Genomic DNA, 17,926 nt, shown 5'->3' with positions numbered 1-17,926 from the left:
AACCTGTACGGCCCGACCGAGGCCGCGGTGTCCGTCACCGCCGGTGATGTCACCGACACCTCCGGTGCGTCGGTGCCGATCGGTGTGCCCGAGTGGAACACCCGTGTCTACGTGCTCGACGAGCGTCTGCATCCGGTTCCGGCCGGCGTCGCCGGCGAGTTGTATCTGGCCGGTGCGCAGCTCGCACGTGGTTACTTCGGGCGCCCGGATCTGAGCGCGGAGCGGTTCGTCGCCTCGCCGTTCGGTGACGGGGAGCGTCTGTACCGTACGGGCGACCTGGTGCGCTGGACCCGCGACGGGCAGTTGGACTACCTGTCGCGCACGGACTTCCAGGTGAAGGTGCGTGGGTTCCGTATCGAGCTCGGTGAGATCGAATCCGCCCTGCGTGCGATCGATGTGCTGCGTGATGTCGCGGTCATCGCCCGTGAGGACGAGCGGGTCGGCACCCAGTTGGTTGCGTACGTCGTACCCATCGAAGCCGACACCCTCGACGTGGCGACGGTCAGGAGCGAACTGGCGACGCAGGTGCCGTCGTACATGGTGCCGTCGGCGTTCGTGACGCTCGACGCGCTGCCGCTGAACGTCAACGGCAAGCTCGACCGCAGGGCCCTGCCCGAGCCGGTCTTCGAGACCCGCGAATTCCGCGCCCCGAGCACCCCGGTCGAGGAGATCGTCGCCGGCGTGTTCGCCGACGTCCTCGGCCTCACCCGCGTGGGTGTGGACGACGACTTCTTCGAACTCGGCGGCAACTCGCTGCTCGCCACCCAGGTCGTCTCGCGGATCGGCGCGGCACTCGACACCCGCGTCCCCGTGCGCGTGCTGTTCGAGGCCCCCAGTGTCGTGGCGCTCGCCGTCGCGGCCGAGCAGCACACCGGTGCGGCGGCACGTCCGCCGCTGGTGCCGCAGCCGCGGCCCGAGCGTGTGCCGCTGTCGCTCGCGCAGCAGCGCATGTGGTTCCTCAACCGCTTCGACACCGAGTCGTCGGTCAACAACATCCCGGTGGCGGTCCGGTTGATCGGGGCACTCGACCTCGGTGCGCTGCAGGCAGCGGTCCAGGACCTGCTCACCCGGCACGAGGTGCTCCGCACCATCTATCCCGAGATCGACGGACAGCCCTACCAGCTGATCCTCCCGGTCGCGGAGGCCGCGCCCGACATCGACGTCGAATCGGCCACCGAGGACGACCTGCTGCAGAAGGTGACGGCGGCCGTCTCCCGCGGGTTCGACGTCACCACCGAGATCCCGCTGCGCGCACGACTGTTCGAGCTCTCCGAGCGCGATCATGTGCTGGTCTTCGTCGTCCATCACATCAGCGCCGACGGCTGGTCCATCTCGCCGCTGACCCGCGACGTCATGACGGCCTACATGTCCCGCGCCGAGGGCGAGGCTCCCGGCTGGGCACCGCTGCCCGTGCAGTACGCCGACTTCGCGATCTGGCAACGCGAGGTGCTCGGCGACGAGGACGATGCCGCGAGCCTGCTCGCGGCGCAGGCCGACTTCTGGAAGCGCACCCTCGCCGGGCTCCCGGACGAGCTGAACCTGCCGATGGACCGGCCGCGTCCCGCGGTGCAGTCCTTCGCCGGCGGCAAGGTCGACTTCCTCCTCGACGCCGACACGCACCGCGGTCTCGCGGCGCTCGCGCGGCGGACCGGCACGACGATGTTCATGGTCGTGCACACCGCGCTGGCGGTCTTCCTCGCACGGATGACCGACACCGACGACGTCGCGATCGGCACGCCCATCGCGGGTCGCGGTGAGGCCGAGGTCGACGACCTGATCGGCATGTTCGTCAACACCCTCGTGCTGCGCAGCCGGGTGGACACGGGTGAGGGCTTCTCCGACCTGCTCGCCCGGGTGCGCGAGGCCGACCTCGAGGCGTTCGCCCATGCCGACATCCCGTTCGAGCGGCTCGTGGAGATCCTCAACCCCGAGCGGTCGACGGCACGCCACCCGCTGTTCCAGGTGGTCCTGTCGTTCGAGAACCTCCCCGAGACCGCTCTGGAACTGCCCGAGCTCACCGTCTCCGGCGTCCCGTTCGAGGTCGACACCGCGAAGTTCGACCTGGGCCTGACCCTGCGCGAACACATCGACGGATCCGGCGCACCCGCCGGCCTGTCCGCCGAGTTCTCCTACGCCAGTGCACTCTTCGACGAGAGCACGATCCAGCGTTTCGCCGAGCGGTTCACGCGACTGGTCGGCGGCATCCTCACGGACGACCGCGCACCGGTCGGCGACCTGCCGCTGCTCGCCGACGACGAGTTCGCGCAGCTCACGGCGATGCGCGGACACGACGTCATCACCGAACCGAGCACCCTTGCCGAGTTCCTCACGCGCGGGGTCGCGATGGATCCCGACGCCGTCGCGGTGCGGTACGAAGGACGGTCGATCACCTACCGCGAACTCGACGAGACCTCGTCGAAGCTCGCGCGGGTGCTGATCGATCGCGGCATCGGCCCGGAGAACTTCGTGGCCGTGTCGTTCCCGCGCTCGTACGACATGACGGTCACCGTCATGGCCGTGGCCAAGTCCGGTGCGGCGCACGTCCCCGTCGACCCGACCTATCCGGCCGACCGCGTGCGCTACATGCTCGACGACTCCGGTGCCACCCTGGGTATCACGTCGTCCGAGTTCGTCGGCGGACTGCCCGACGACGCGGAATGGCTGCTGCTCGACGGCCCGGCGTTCGCCGCGGACATCGAATCCCGCTCCGCCGCACCGATCACCGACGCCGACCGGGTACGCCCGATCCGGGTCCACCACCCCGCCTACCTGATCTACACCTCGGGGTCGACCGGCAAGCCCAAGGGCGTCGTCGTCACCCACACGGGTCTGGCGGGCCTGAAGGACATGGTCACCGATCTGTACGGGGTGACCTCCGAATCGCGGTTCCTGCAGATCTGCTCGCCGAGCTTCGACCCGTCGGTGCTCGAGTGGATGGCGGCCTTCGCATTCGGCGCGACGCTCGTGATCGTGCCCGCCGGGATCATCGGCGGTCCGGATCTCGCCGAGCTGCTGAAGACCGAACGCGTGACCCACACGATCATCACGCCGGCGGTGCTCGGCACGATGGACTCCACGGGCATCGACAGCTTCGAGGTGCTCTCCGTCGGTGGCGACGTGACGACGCCGGAACTGCTGGCCGAATGGTCGCAGCGCACCACCTACGTCAACGCCTACGGCCCGACCGAGGCGACCATCGTGTCGACCTTCGGTGAGATGGAACCCGGACGTCCGATCACCATCGGCGAACCCATCGTGGGCATGACCGCTCTCGTGCTCGACTCGCGTCTGCGGCCCGTCGCCGCCGGCATGGCGGGTGAGCTCTACGTGGCCGGCCGGGCACTCGCTCGCGGCTACCACCGCCGCAACGCGCTGACCGCCGAGCGGTTCGTCCCCAATCCCTACGGCGAACCCGGCGACCGCATGTACCGCACCGGCGACGTCGTCCGGTGGCGGCCCGTCGAGGACCGGCTCGAGATCGAGTTCGTCGGCCGCAGCGACTTCCAGGTCAAGGTGCGCGGTTTCCGCATCGAACTCGGGGAGATCGACGCGGTCCTCAGCGCACACGAGTCGGTGAACTGGGCGACGACGGTGGGTCGGTCCACCCCGTCCGGTGCGACCGTCCTCGTGTCGTACGTGCTGCCCGTCCGCGGCCGCACGATCGACACCGCACAGCTGACCGAGTTCGTGGCGCGGTCGTTGCCGCCGCACATGGTGCCGTCGGCGATCGTGGTGCTCGACGAGGTGCCGCTGACGCCGGTGGGCAAGCTCGATCGTGATGCTCTGCCGGAGCCGGTGATCGAGGAACGCGAGTACCGGGCTGCGGAGAGTGAGGTCGAGCAGATCATCGCGGAGGTCTTCGCGGAGGTCCTGCATCTGGACAAGGTGAGTGTCGACGAGTCGTTCTTCGCGCTCGGTGGCGACAGCATCGTGTCGATCCAGCTCGTGTCGCGGGCGAAGGCCCGGGGTGTCGTGTTCACGCCGCGCGACGTCTTCGAGCGTCGTTCGGTGGCGGGCCTCGCCGAGGTCGCCACCCGCGCCGACGAGACGCAGGCGGTGCGACTCGAGGAACTCCCCGGCGGCGGTGTCGGCGACGTGCCGCTCACCCCGATCATGCGCGAGGTCCTCGGCTGGCCCGGCGGCTTCGACCGCTTCTCGCAGACCGTCGCCGTAACCCTCCCGGCCGACATCGACCGGGACGTGCTGACCCGCACCATCGNCGGTGCGGTCGTCGACCATCACGACGCGCTGCGCTCGATCCTCGAACGCGATGCCGACGGAGAGGTGACCCTGCGGGTCCGCTCCGCGAGCACCGTGGACCCGGATGCCCTGCTGACGCGGGTCGAGGTCGCGGCCGACGTCGACGACGCCGAGCTCACCGAGATCGCCTCCCGCGAGCTCGATTCCGCGCTCGGAGCACTCGACCCGTTCGCCGGGTCGGTACTGCGATTCGTGTGGTTCGACTTCGGCTCGGCCGAACGTCGCGGCGTGCTCCTCATCGTCGCCCACCACCTGGTGATGGACGGCGTGTCGTGGCGCATCCTGCTGCCCGACCTCGGTCTGGCCTGGGGACAGATCGTCTCCGGTGAGCAGCCGCGGCTCGAGGCCGTCGGGACGTCGCTGCGCCGCTGGGCCCACGGCCTCGTGGATGCCGCGGCACAGCGCCGGTCGGAACTGCCGCTGTGGGAACGGATCCTCGAGGGACCGGACCCGCTGCTCGGCGAGCGTCCCTTCGACCCCGCCGTCGACGTCACCTCCACCGTCGAACGCATCGAGATGAATCTCGACGCCGCGCAGACCGATGCACTGCTCACCACGGTGCCGGCCCTGTTCCGCGGCGGTGTCGCCGACGGTCTGGTGGCCGCGCTCGGACTGGCACTCGTGAGCTGGCGCCGCGACCGCGGCATCGAATCCTCCTCCGCCCTCGTGAAGTTCGAGGGCCACGGCCGCGAGGAATCCGTGGTGCCGGGCGCCGACCTGTCCCGGACGGTCGGCTGGTTCACCAGCGCCTACCCGGTGAGGGTCGACCTCGTCGGCATCGACGTCGACGACGCCGTCTCCGGTGGTGCCGCGATGGGTGCGGCGGTCAAGGCCGTCAAGGAACAGCTGCTGGCCATCCCGGACAAGGGCATGGGCTTCGGTCTGCTGCGCTACCTCGATCCGGAATCGTCGGCACGGCTCGCCGCCATCGCACGCTCACCGCAGATCAGCTTCAACTACCTCGGCCGCGTGTCCTCCGCGGACGTGCCGGAGGAACTCGCCGAGATCGGCTGGGCCCCGACCGACGCGCTGGGACGCGTCGACGCCGCCCTCGACGCCGACATGCCCGCGAGCGCGGCGATCGACATCAACGCGATCGTCAACGACGGCGCGGACGGCCCGCAGCTCGGCGCGAACATCGCCTTCCCCACGGGTCTGTTCGACCGCGAGGACGTCGACGAGTTCGTGCAGCACTGGCGGGCCGCCCTCGCGGCGCTCGTCACTCACGCCGCCGACCCCACCGCCGGTGGGCTCACGCCCTCCGACGTGCCGCTCGTGTCGGTCACCCAGGCCGATCTCGACCGTTGGCACGTTCGCTACCCGTCGCTGGCGGACGTGTGGCCGCTGTCGCCGCTGCAGTCCGGTCTGCTCTTCCACGCGTTGATGACCGGCGAGGACGACGTCGACGTCTACACGATGCAGGCCGTCCTCGACCTCGAGGGAGAGGTGGATCCCGAGCGGCTCCACCGCGCCGCGCAGGCGCTGCTCGACCGGCACGCCAACCTGCGGACGGTCTTCGTGACCGACGCCGACGGCGACTCGGTGCAGCTCGTCCTCGACGACGTGCAGGTGCCGTGGCGCACCGTCGACATGTCCGCCGAGGTCGCCGCGGACGGCGTCACCGCCACGGTGCCGTTCTGGAAGGACGAGGAGGCACGCCGCTTCGTCATGGACACCGGACCGCTCATGCGGTTCGTCCTCGTGCACCTCGGCGACGGCCGCTACCAGCTCGGCGTGACCACCCACCACGTCCTGGTCGACGGCTGGTCGATGCCGCTGCTCATGCAGGACCTCATGGCCCTGTACGCGACCAGGGGAGAGGTGTCCCTGCTGCCGCGGGTGCGCTCGTACCGCTCCTTCCTCGAATGGGTCACCGCCCGCGACCGCGAGTCCTCCCGCGAGGCGTGGGCGCAGACCTTCGCCGGCTTCGAGGAGCCGACGCTGCTCGCCCCGCAGACCCCGCGCCATCCCGGACTGCAGGGCGACGACCGGGTGAAGGTCGAACTCGACGCCGAGCGACTGGCCGCCGTCAGCGGCGCCGCCGCGCGCCTCGGTGTCACGGTGAACACGCTCGTGCAGGCCGCCTGGGGCGTGCTGCTCGGCCGCCTCACCGGTGCCGAGGACGTCGTCTTCGGCGCCACGGTCTCGGGTCGCCCCGCCGACCTGCCCGGTGTGGAGTCGATGGTCGGGCTGTTCATCAACACGCTGCCCGTGCGGGTCGCCTTCGATCCGGACGAGTCCGTCTCGGCGTTCCTCGAACGCCTGCAGGGCGAGCAGGCCGCACTGCTCGGCCACCACCATCTCGGACTCACCGAGATCCAGCGGGCGACGAGTCCGTCGGTCGCCTTCGATACGCTCACCGTGTTCGAGTCGTACCCGCTCGACGAGGAGGCCCTCGCCGAGCAGTCCGCCTCCATCGACGGCATGGCCGTCACGGGTGTGGGCACCCACGACGCGACCCACTACCCGCTGAGCCTGTTCGTGCACCTGCGGTCCGCGCTCGAGGTCGAACTGCGTTACCAGCGAGCACTGTTCGACCGCGACCAGGTCGAGACGCTCGTCGAGCGTTTCGTCCGTGCACTCGAGGCGATGGCGCAGCAGCCGGAGATGCCGGTCGGCGACATCGCGCTGCTCGGTTCCGAGGAACTCGACCGGATCCTCCACGCGTGGAACGACTCCGATCACGACCTCGACGGGACCGCGCTGCTGACCACGCGTTTCGACGCGCAGGTGGCGCGCACCCCGGATGCGGTCGCCCTCTCCTACGAGGGCGAGGAACTGACCTACGCCGAGTTCGACGCGCGGGTCAACCGTCTCGCCCGGCACCTGATCGGCCGCGGCGTGGGACCGGAGTCGCTGGTCGGCCTCGCCGTCCGCCGCTCGACGGAACTGCTCGTGGGCATGTACGCGATCGTGCGGGCCGGCGGCGCCTGGGTGCCGATCGACCCGGATCATCCGGCCGATCGCATCCGCCACATCCTCGACACCGCGGACCCGGTGTGCATCGTGACCACGGCGCGCGACGAGTTCGAGATCCCGTCGGGCATCGCCGTCGACGCGGTGGAGATCGACCGTCTCGACCTCGCGGACGTGCCGGCGACACCGATTCGCGACGAGGACCGGCTCTCGTCGCTGCGTCCCGACAACACCGCCTACGCGATCTTCACCTCCGGTTCCACCGGACGGCCGAAGGGCGTGGCCGTGACGCACCGCGCGATCGTCAACCAGACGGAGTGGATGCTGCACGAATTCGAGATGACCTCGGAGGACGTGTACTTCCAGAAGACCGCGACGACCTTCGACGTGTCGCTGTGGGGCTTCTTCATGCCGCTGAGCGTGGGCGCGAAGCTCGTGATCGCCACCCCCGACGGCCACCGCGACCCGGCCTACCTGTCGGAGGTCATCGCCCGCGAGAAGGTGACCATCACCGACTTCGTGCCGTCGATGCTCACCGTCTTCGCCGCGCACGCCGACGCCGCCTCGTGCAGCACGCTGCGCGACATCTTCGTCATCGGTGAGGCCCTGCCGCCCGAGACGATCGACGGTGTGCGCCGGATCAGCTCCGCGGACATCGACAACCTCTACGGACCGACCGAGGCCGCGGTCTCGGCCACCTACTGGCAGGCGCCCGCCGAGGGGCCGGTCGACGTCGTGCCGATCGGTGTGCCCGAGTGGAACGTCCGCGCATACGTGCTCGACGGTCGTCTGCGGCCGGTGCCGGTGGGTGTCCCGGGTGAGCTCTACCTCGCGGGTGTCCAGCTCGCGCGCGGCTACGTCCGGCGACCCGATCTCACGTCCGACCGGTTCGTCGCCAACCCCTTCGGCGCACCGGGCGACCGGATGTACCGCACCGGCGACCTGGTGACGTGGAACGGCGACGGCGAGCTCGAGTACATCGGCCGCACCGACTTCCAGGTGAAGTTCCGCGGTCAGCGCATCGAGCTCGGCGAGATCGAGACCGCCCTGCTGGCACACGAATCGGTCAACCAGGCCGCGGTCCTCGTGGCCCAGACCCAGACCGGCGACCAGCTCGCCGGCTATGTCGTGCCGGTGCCGGGCCACGAGATCGACAGTGGTGCGCTGATCGAGTTCGTCTCCGGCTCCCTGCCGTCGTACATGGTGCCCGCCGCCGTGGTGGTGCTCGACGAGTTCCCGCTCAACACCTCGGGCAAGCTCGACCGCAAGGCGCTGCCCGCGCCGACCTTCGAGGTGCGCGAGTTCCGCGCACCGCGCACGCCGGTCGAGGAGATCGTGGCGGGCACCTTCGCCGACGTGCTCGGCGTCGACCGCGTGGGTCTCGACGACGACTTCTTCGCGCTCGGCGGCAACTCGCTGATCGCCACGCAGCTCGTCGCCCGCCTCGGATCCGCGCTCGACGTCCGGGTCCCCGTGCGGGCCCTGTTCGAGGCCTCGACCGTCGAGGCGCTCGCCGCGCACGCCGAACGGCAGGCCGGTACGACCGGGCGTGCCCCGCTCGTGCCGCAGCCGCGCACCGACCGCATCCCGCTGTCGCTCGCGCAGCAACGCATGTGGTTCCTCAACCGCTTCGACAACTCGTCGGCCGCCGACAACCTGCCGGTCGCCGTGCGGCTCACCGGGGCGCTCGACGTCGAGGCCCTGCAGGCGGCGGTCCGCGACATGCTCGACCGTCACGAGGTGCTGCGCACGATCTACCCGGAGGACGACGGGCGTCCCTACCAGCTCGTCCTGCCCACGGCCGATGCGGCACCGCAGGTCGTCGCCGAGGACGTCGATCCGGCGGACGTGCCGGATCGGATCCGCGAGATCGTCACCACCGGTTTCGACGTCACCGCGGAGTTGCCGCTGCGGGTGGCGCTGCTGCGCCTGAGCGAGACCGACCACGTGCTGGTCTTCGTCGTCCACCACATCAGTGCCGACGGCTGGTCGATGGCTCCGCTGACCCGGGACGTCATGACCGCCTATCTCTCCCGTGCACACGGGGAGGAACCGGGCTGGACGCCGCTGCCGGTGCAGTACGCCGACTTCGCGGTGTGGCAGCGCCAGGTGCTCGGCTCCGAGGACGATCCCGAGAGCGTGCTGTCCGCCCAGGCGGCGTACTGGCAGGACGCCCTCGCCGGACTTCCGGACGAGCTGAACCTGCCGATGGACCGTCCGCGCCCGCCGGTGCAGTCGTTCGCCGGCGGCACGGTCGGACTCACGATCGACGCGCAGACGCACCGCGTGGTCGCCGAACTCGCACGCCGGACCGGCACGACGATGTTCATGGTGATGCACACCGCGCTCGCGGTGTTCCTCGCCCGCATGGCGGACACCGACGACGTCGCGATCGGTACCCCGATCGCGGGCCGTGGCGAGCACGAACTCGACGACATGATCGGCATGTTCGTCAACACGCTCGTGCTGCGCAGCCGGGTGGACGGCGGGGAGAGCTTCACCGATCTGCTCGCCCGGATCCGGGAGACCGACCTCGAGGCGTTCGCCCACGCGGACATCCCGTTCGAGCGGCTCGTGGAGATCCTCGCGCCGGAGCGGTCGACCGCCCGCCACCCGCTGTTCCAGGTGGCGCTGTCGTTCGAGAACCTGCCGTCGGCCGGTCTCGAACTCCCGGGCCTGACGGTCTCGGGTGTCCCCTTCGACGTCGACACCGCGAAGTTCGACCTGTCCCTGACGCTGCGCGAGCAGTACGACGAGACGGGCGAGCCCGCCGGCATCGGAGCCGAGTTCTCCTATGCGACGGCCCTGTTCGATCGGCGGACCGTCGAGGAGTTCGCGCGCAGGTTCTCGATGCTGCTCACCGGTGCGTTGGACGATCCGCAGGCGCCCGTCGGCGACCTGGCGATCCTCGACGCTGACGAGTTCGACCGACTCACCCACGTCCACGGCGACCGTGTCAGTGCCGGGGGAAGCCTCACCGACATCCTCACGACCGGGGTCGCGATGGACCCCGACGCCGTGGCGGTGCGCTACGAGGGCCGCTCGATCACCTACCGGGAACTCGACGAGACCTCGTCGCGGCTGGCACGCCTGCTCATCGAGCGTGGTGTCGGACCGGAGAACATCGTCGCGGTCGCGTACCCGCGGTCGTACGAGATGGTGCTGAGCGTGTGGGCGATCGCGAAGACCGGCGCCGCACACCTGCCGGTCGACCCGACCTATCCGGCCGACCGCGTGCGTTACATGCTGTCCGATTCCGGTGCGGCACTGGGCATCACAGGCGGCGCGCACATCGACGGCCTGCCGGACGAGGCCGACTGGCTCGTGCTCGACTCGGCGGAGACCGCCGCCGCACTCGAGGCACGGTCGGCCGATCCGATCACCGACGCCGAGCGACTGCGCCCGATCCGGCTCGACCAGCCGGCCTACGTGATCTACACGTCGGGTTCGACCGGTCGACCGAAGGGTGTCGTCGTCACGCACACCGGACTCGGGGGAGTGGTCGACACCGCGGTGGATCTCTACCACCTGCGTGCCGGCCACCGCTTCCTGCACATCTGCTCGCCGAGCTTCGACCCGTCGGTGCTCGAGTGGATGGCGGCGTTCTCCAGCGGCGCCACCCTGGTGATCGTGCCCGCCGGGATCATCGGGGGCCCGGATCTCGCCGAGCTGCTGAAGACCGAGCGCGTGACCCACACGATCATCACGCCCGCGGTGCTGGGCACGATGGATCCGACCGGCATCGACAGCCTCGAGGTGGTCTCCGTCGGCGGCGACGTCACCACGCCCGAACTGCTCGCGCGGTGGGCGCCGGGACGGAAGTACTTCAACGGCTACGGCCCGACCGAGACGACGATCATCTCGTCCTTCGGCAAGCTGCAACCGGGACGACCGATCACCATCGGCAATCCCACGCACGGGGTCTCCGCGCTCGTCCTCGACGCCCGGCTCCAGCCGGTGCCCGAGGGTGTCGCCGGTGAGCTGTACATGGCCGGTGGTGCACTCGCACGCGGCTACCACGGTCGCAGCGGCCTGACCTCGGAGCGCTTCGTCGCCAACCCGTACAGCGCCGACGGATCCCGCATGTACCGCACCGGCGACGTGGTGCGCTGGCGCTCGTTCGACGGCGGCCCCGTCGAACTCGAATTCGTCGGCCGCAGCGACTTCCAGGTCAAGGTGCGCGGTTTCCGCATCGAACTCGGCGAGATCGACGCGGCGCTGACCGAACACGAAACGGTGGACTTCGCGGCGACCCTGGGCCGCACGACCGGCTCGGGTGCCACGGTGCTGGTGTCGTACGTGCTGCCCGTCCGCGGCCGGACGGTCGACACGGCGGAGCTGACGGAGTTCGTGTCGCGGTCGTTGCCGCCGCACATGGTGCCGTCGGCGATCGTGGTGCTCGACGAGGTGCCGCTGACGCCGGTGGGCAAGCTCGATCGTGATGCTCTGCCGGAGCCGGTGATCGAGGAGCGCGAGTACCGCGCTGCCGAGAGCGAGGTCGAGCAGATCATCGCGGAGGTCTTCGCGGAGGTTCTGCATCTGGACAAGGTGAGTGTCGACGAGTCGTTCTTCGCGCTCGGTGGCGACAGCATCGTGTCGATCCAGTTGGTGTCGCGGGCGAAGGCCCGGGGTGTGGTGTTCACGCCGCGCGACGTCTTCGAGCGTCGTTCGGTGGCGGGCCTCGCGGAGGTCGCCACGCGGGCGGAGAGTTCCGGCCCCGTCCGCCTGACCGAGCTGCCCGGTGGCGGTGTCGGCGAGGTGCCGCTCACGCCGATCATGCGCGACGTGCTCGGCTGGCCCGGCGGCTTCGACCGGTTCTCGCAGCTCGTGTCCGTCACGCTGCCGCAGGGCATCGACCGGGACGTGCTGACCCGCACCATCGGCGCGGTGATCGACCATCACGACGCGCTGCGCTCGATCCTCGAACGCGGTGCCGACGGCACGCACGTCCTGCGGGTCCGCGCGGCCGGCACGGTCGAACCCGGAGCGATCCTCGACCGCGTCGAACTGTCCCCGGACGTCGACGACGCCGAGCTGACGGAGATCGCCAACCGCGAGATCGACGCGGCCCTCGGCCGTCTCGATCCGTCGAGCGGTTCCGTGATCCGCTTCCTGTGGTTCGACCTCGGCGACACCCGCCCGGGAATCCTCACGGTCGTCGCCCACCACCTCGTGGTGGACGGTGTGTCGTGGCGCATCCTGCTGCCGGACCTCGGGCTGTCCTGGGGCCGGATCGTCTCCGGTCAGGAGCCGCAGCTCGAGGCGGTCGGGACGTCGCTGCGCCGCTGGGCCCACGGCCTCGTCGAAGCGGCTCCGTCGCGACGGAGCGAACTGCCGCTGTGGGAACGGATCCTCGAGGGACCGGATCCGGACCTGGGCGCCCGCCCGTTCGATCCCGCCGTCGACACGATGGCGACAGTGCAGCGACTGGAGATCTCCGTCCCGGCGGCCGACACCGATGCGTTGCTGACGTCGGTGCCGTCCCTGTTCCGCGGCGGTGTCGCCGACGGTCTGGTGGCCGCGCTCGGACTGGCGATGGTGCGCTGGCGCCGCGACCGCGGCGTCGAATCCTCGTCCGCCCTCGTGAAGTTCGAGGGTCACGGTCGTGAGGAGGCCGTGGTGCCGGGTGCCGACCTGTCGCGGACGGTCGGCTGGTTCACCAGTGCCTACCCGGTGAGGGTCGACCTCGCCGGTGTGGACGTCGACGACGCCTTCGCCGGCGGTGCCGCGATGGGTTCGGCGGTCAAGGCCGTCAAGGAGCAGCTGCGCGGGATTCCGGACAAGGGCATGGGCTTCGGTCTGCTGCGTTACCTCGATCCGGAATCGTCGGCGCGCCTGGCCGAGATAGCACGCTCGCCGCAGGTCAGCTTCAACTACCTGGGCCGGGTCTCCTCGGCGGACGTGCCGGAGGGACTCGCCGAGATCGGCTGGGCGCCCACCGACGCGCTGGGCAAGCTCGACGTGACCCAGGATGCCGACATGCCCGCCAACGCGAGCGTGGACATCAACGCCGTAGTCTCCGACGGTGCGGACGGCCCGCAGCTCGGGGCGAACATCGCCTTCCCGGCGGGTCTGCTGGACCGCGACGACGTCGACGAACTCGCGCAGCACTGGCTCGAGGCGTTGAGCGCACTCGCGCGGCACGCCGCGTCGCCGGCCGCAGGTGGCCTGACCCCGTCCGATCTGCCGCTGGTCGACATCGACCAGAAGGAGATCGAGACGTGGGAGCAGCGCTACCCGTCGCTGATCGACGTGTGGCCGCTGTCGCCGTTGCAGACCGGTCTGCTCTTCCACGCATCGATGACGATCGACGAGCGCGTCGACGTCTACACGATGCAGGCGGTCCTCGACCTCGAGGGCGCGGTGGATCCCGACCGTCTGCGGGACGCGGGACAGGCACTGCTCGACCGGTACCCGAACCTCCGCACCGCGTTCGTCACCGACGACGAGGGGCAGTCGCTGCAGCTCGTGCTCGACGAGGTCGAACTGCCGTGGCGGACGGTCGATCTCACCGATCGCGCGGACGACGTCCGAGAGGCCGAACTCGCGGACGTGCTGGCCGACGAGCAGGCCCGGCGATTCGACATGGAGACGGCACCGCTCATGCGGTTCCTGCTCGTGAGGTCCGGGTCGGATCGCTACCACCTGGCGGTGACGAGCCACCACATCCTCCTCGACGGCTGGTCGATGCCGCTGCTCATGCAGGACCTCATGGCCCTGTACGTGCTGCGCGGAGACCGCACGGTGCTGCCGCGCGTGCGTTCCTACCGGAACTTCCTCGCATGGCTCGCCGAGCAGGACCACGCCGCCTCGCTCGACGCGTGGGCACAGACCCTCCAGGGGCTCTCCGAGCCGACGGTGATCGCACCGGTCCAGCGCGATCCCGACAACGAGACGATCTCGAAGGTCTCCGTCCTGGTCGACACCGATCACACCGCCCGGCTGACGATGCTGGCCACGGAGCTCGGCGTCACCGTGAACACGCTCGTGCAGGCCGCCTGGGGTGTGCTGCTCGGCCGCATCACCGGTAACCCGGACATCGTGTTCGGTGCCACGGTCTCGGGTCGCCCCGCCGACCTGCCCGGCGTCGAGTCGATGGTCGGCCTGTTCATCAACACTCTGCCGGTGCGCGTGCGGGTCGATCCGCACGAGTCGGTGACGCAGCTGCTGCAGCGCCTGCAGTCCGAACAGGCCGGTCTGCTCGACCACCACTACGTCGGCCTGTCCGAGATCGAGCAGCGGCTCGGGAACCCGATCGGCTTCGACTCGCTGCTGGTGTTCGAGTCGTACCCGATCGACCGCGAGGCACTGTCCGACGCCGCGGGGTCGATCGACGGCATGACGATCACCGGGGTCGGGGTCAAGGACGCCACGCACTACCCGATCACCCTCATGACGGTCGCCGACACGCAGATCGACCTGACCTTCAAGTACCTGGAGCGGTTCTTCGCCGAGCCGGAGGTCAGGAACATCTCGGAGCGGCTGGTGCGCGTGCTCGACGCGTTCGCCGCCGATCCGGAGTCGGCGGTCGGCGACATCGACCTCGTCGACGCGGAGGAACTCGCCCGCATCGTCGCAGAGTCCGGACCGTCCACCGCGGCGGTGGACACCGGCGCGCGGACGCTGGCCACCGTCTTCGCCGAGGTGGTCGAGGAGGATCCGGCGGCGCCGGCGCTCTCGCTCCCGGCCGATCCGGAAGTCGGCGGTGAGGGGACGGAGCTCGCCTACCGGGAACTCGACGCACGGTCGTCCCGCCTCGCCCGGCTGCTCATCGGCCGGGGCCTCGGCACCGGCGACGTGGTCGCGATCGCGATCCCGCGCTCGGTGGAGTCCGTGGTCGCCGAGTGGGCGGTGGCCAAGACCGGCGCCGCGATCGCGCCGGTCGATCCCACCCGCGCCGACGGGCAGCTGCCCGCCGGAGCCGGTCTGGGGCTGACGGTCGCCGGCACCGCCGCGAACGGTGCGGACGGCTGGCTGGTCGTCGACGAGCCCGGTGTGCGGGACGAGCTGGCTGCCCAGCCGGCGGATCCGGTGACCTACGCCGACCGGTTGCATCCGGTCGGCTCGGCGGACCCGGCGCTCGTGCTGCCCTCGCGGACGTTCACGAACGCCGAACTGGTCGAGAGGATCGGCGCGCTGCGGGATCGGTACGAGCTGACCTACGAGTCGCGCAGTCTCGCGGTGGGCGGTGTCGACATCGAGGCGGTGGCGCTCGAACCGCTGGTCGTCACGGCGACCGGTGCCGTCGTGGTGGTCGTGCCCGAGGGTGCGTCGTCGGGTACGGCACTGGACAGCGTGCTCTACAACGAGTGGGTCACCCACGTGCACCTGCCCGAGGCGTCGCTGAGCACGCTCGAACCGGGGTCGCTCGAGGACCTCGCGGCCGTCGTCGTGGTGGACGACGCCCCCGACGGGCTGCTCGAGGAGTGGGGCGCGGCACACCGCCTGTACCGGCTCGCTGACCTGGACTGACGAGGTGGTGGGGCCGTTTCGGATGGCCCCACCACCTCGGCGGACGAGTCCCCACGGGATGCGCCGGTAACGTCGGGAGTGGTCGGAGAGATGAACCCCATGGGGTTACTGCCGAGTAAGTTCGCCCGTCTCCGTCGGGTGACTATGCTTGCTCGGTTCGCAGACGCGACCGTTGGGATCGAAAGCGAAGGGTATGGGCTTTTTCATGCGTTCACGACACGATGGCAGCTCGAACGGGGCCTCTCCGGTGAACGCATCCTCTTCGTCCGATTTCTCTTCGGAGGCGCAGCCCCCCGAGACGCAGGACGGTGCCCGCAGCCGGGCACCGCGTCCCGAACGCGCGCCCCGTCCCGAGCGCGCACCCCGCCCCGAACGTGGCGCACGCCCCGAGCGCGCTGCACGCCCGGCGCGCGGCGAGCGCGCCCGTGGTCGTCGTGGTGTGTTGTTGCCGCAGTTGTTGGTGTCGGCGGTGGAGTCGGCCGGTGATGCGGTGGCGGTGGTGGAGGGTTCTCGGTCGTTGTCGTATCGGGAGCTCGATGCGGTGTCGTCGCGGTGGGCGCGGTGGTTGATCGGTCGTGGGGTGGGGCCGGGGGATGCGGTGGTGGTGGCGGTGCCGCGGTCGCTCGAGTCGGTGGTGGTGTTGTGGGCGGTGGCGAAGTCGGGGGCGACTTTCGTGCCGGTGGATCCGGGTTATCCGGCCGAGCGGGTGCAGTTCATGGTGGCCGATTCGGGTGCGGTGTTGGCGTTGACGGTGGCGTCGGTGGCGCAGGTGGTGGCCGAGGCGGCGGGGTCGGTGCCGGTGGTGGCGGTCGACGAGGTGTCGGTGGCCGCGCAGGTGGGGCAGTTGTCGTCGCGTCCGGTCTCGTATGCGGATCGGGTGCGTTCGCTCGAGCCGTCGGATGCGGCGTGGATGATCTATACCTCGGGGTCGACGGGGCGGCCGAAGGGTGTGGTGGTCTCGCATGCCGGTGTCGGTGGGGTGATTTCGGCCGAGCGTGAGCATTTCGGGGTCGATGGCTCGTCGCGGGTGTTGCATGTGTGTTCGCCGAGTTTCGATGTGTCGTTGCTCGAGTTGGGGGTGGGGTTCTCGGCGGGTGCGACGGTGGTGGTGGCGCCGGCGGGGGTCGGTGGTGGTCCGGATCTGGCGGATGTGATTGCGTCGCAGTCGGTGTCGCATGTGTTCATGACGCCGGGTGCGTTGGGGTCGATGGATCCTGCCGGGTTGGACGATCTGCGTGTGGTGGTCGTGGCGGGCGAGTCGTTCACCCCGGATCTGGTGCGGCGGTGGTCGGTGCCGGGTCGGCGGCGGTTCTTCAATGCCTATGGTCCGACGGAGACGACGATTCTGGCGACCTCGTCGGCGGAGTTGGTGCCCGATGCGCCGGTGGTGATCGGGTCGGCGATCGCGGGGGTGGGGGCGTTCGTGCTCGATGAGCGGTTGCGTCCGGTGCCCGAGGGTGTGGTCGGTGAGTTGTATGTGGCCGGGGCGCAGGTGGCGCGGGGTTATCACGGTCGGTTCGGGTTGACCGCGGCGCGGTTCGTGGCCGATCCGTTCACCCCGGGTGGCCGGATGTACCGGACGGGGGATCTGGTGCGTCGCAGCGGCGATGGGGTGTTCGAGTATGTGGGACGCAGTGATTTCCAGGTCAAGATCCGGGGTTTCCGGATCGAGCTGGGGGAGATCGATGCGGTGTTGTCGTCGGTGCCGGGGGTCGGTTTCGCGGTGACGGTGGGGGCGGCGTTGGCGTCGGGGGAGTCGGCGTTGGTGTCGTATGTGGTGCCCGAGGTGGGGGTGGTGCTCGATCCGGCGCAGGTGCGCGCGTCGGTGGGGGAGGTGTTGCCCGGTTATATGGTGCCGTCGTCGGTGACGGTGCTCGACGAGGTGCCGCTGACGCCGGTGGGGAAGGTCGATCGGGCGGCGTTGCCGGCGCCGGTGTTCGAGGTGGCCGAGTATCGGGCGCCGCGGACACCGGTGGAGATCGCGGTGGCCGAGGAGGTCGCGCAGGTTCTGGGGGTCGAGCGGGTCGGGTTGGACGATTCGTTCGTCGATCTCGGTGGTAATTCGTTGGCGGCGACGCGGTTGGTGGCGCGGTTGTCGGCGCGGTTGGGGTATCGGGTGGCGGTGCCGGTGGTGTTCGAGGCGTCGTCGGTGCAGGAGTTGGCGGCCCGTGTCGATATCGACACCGTCGGTGCCGGGGCCGGGAGTGTGGTGTTGGCGGCGCGGCGGCGTCCGGAGCGGGTGCCGTTGTCGTTGGCGCAGCAACGCATGTGGTTCCTC

The 17,926-nt window shown here is 70.1% G+C and carries 2 protein-coding genes; both read left to right on the top strand.

The features are described from left to right. The first annotated feature begins 3 nt into the window (after nt 1-3). Entirely contained in the window at nt 4-15,648 is a 15,645-nt protein-coding gene (locus ACLBYD_RS28940; protein ID WP_447819138.1) for an amino acid adenylation domain-containing protein, read from the top strand. A gap of 469 nt (nt 15,649-16,117) precedes the next feature. Then, the coding region (locus tag ACLBYD_RS28935) for a non-ribosomal peptide synthetase (RefSeq protein WP_447819137.1) at nt 16,118-17,926 on the top strand (1,809 nt) is incomplete at its 3' end.

Source organism: Rhodococcus sp. C26F, assembly GCF_053345925.1.
This window is presented reverse-complemented; position numbering and strand designations above follow the sequence as displayed.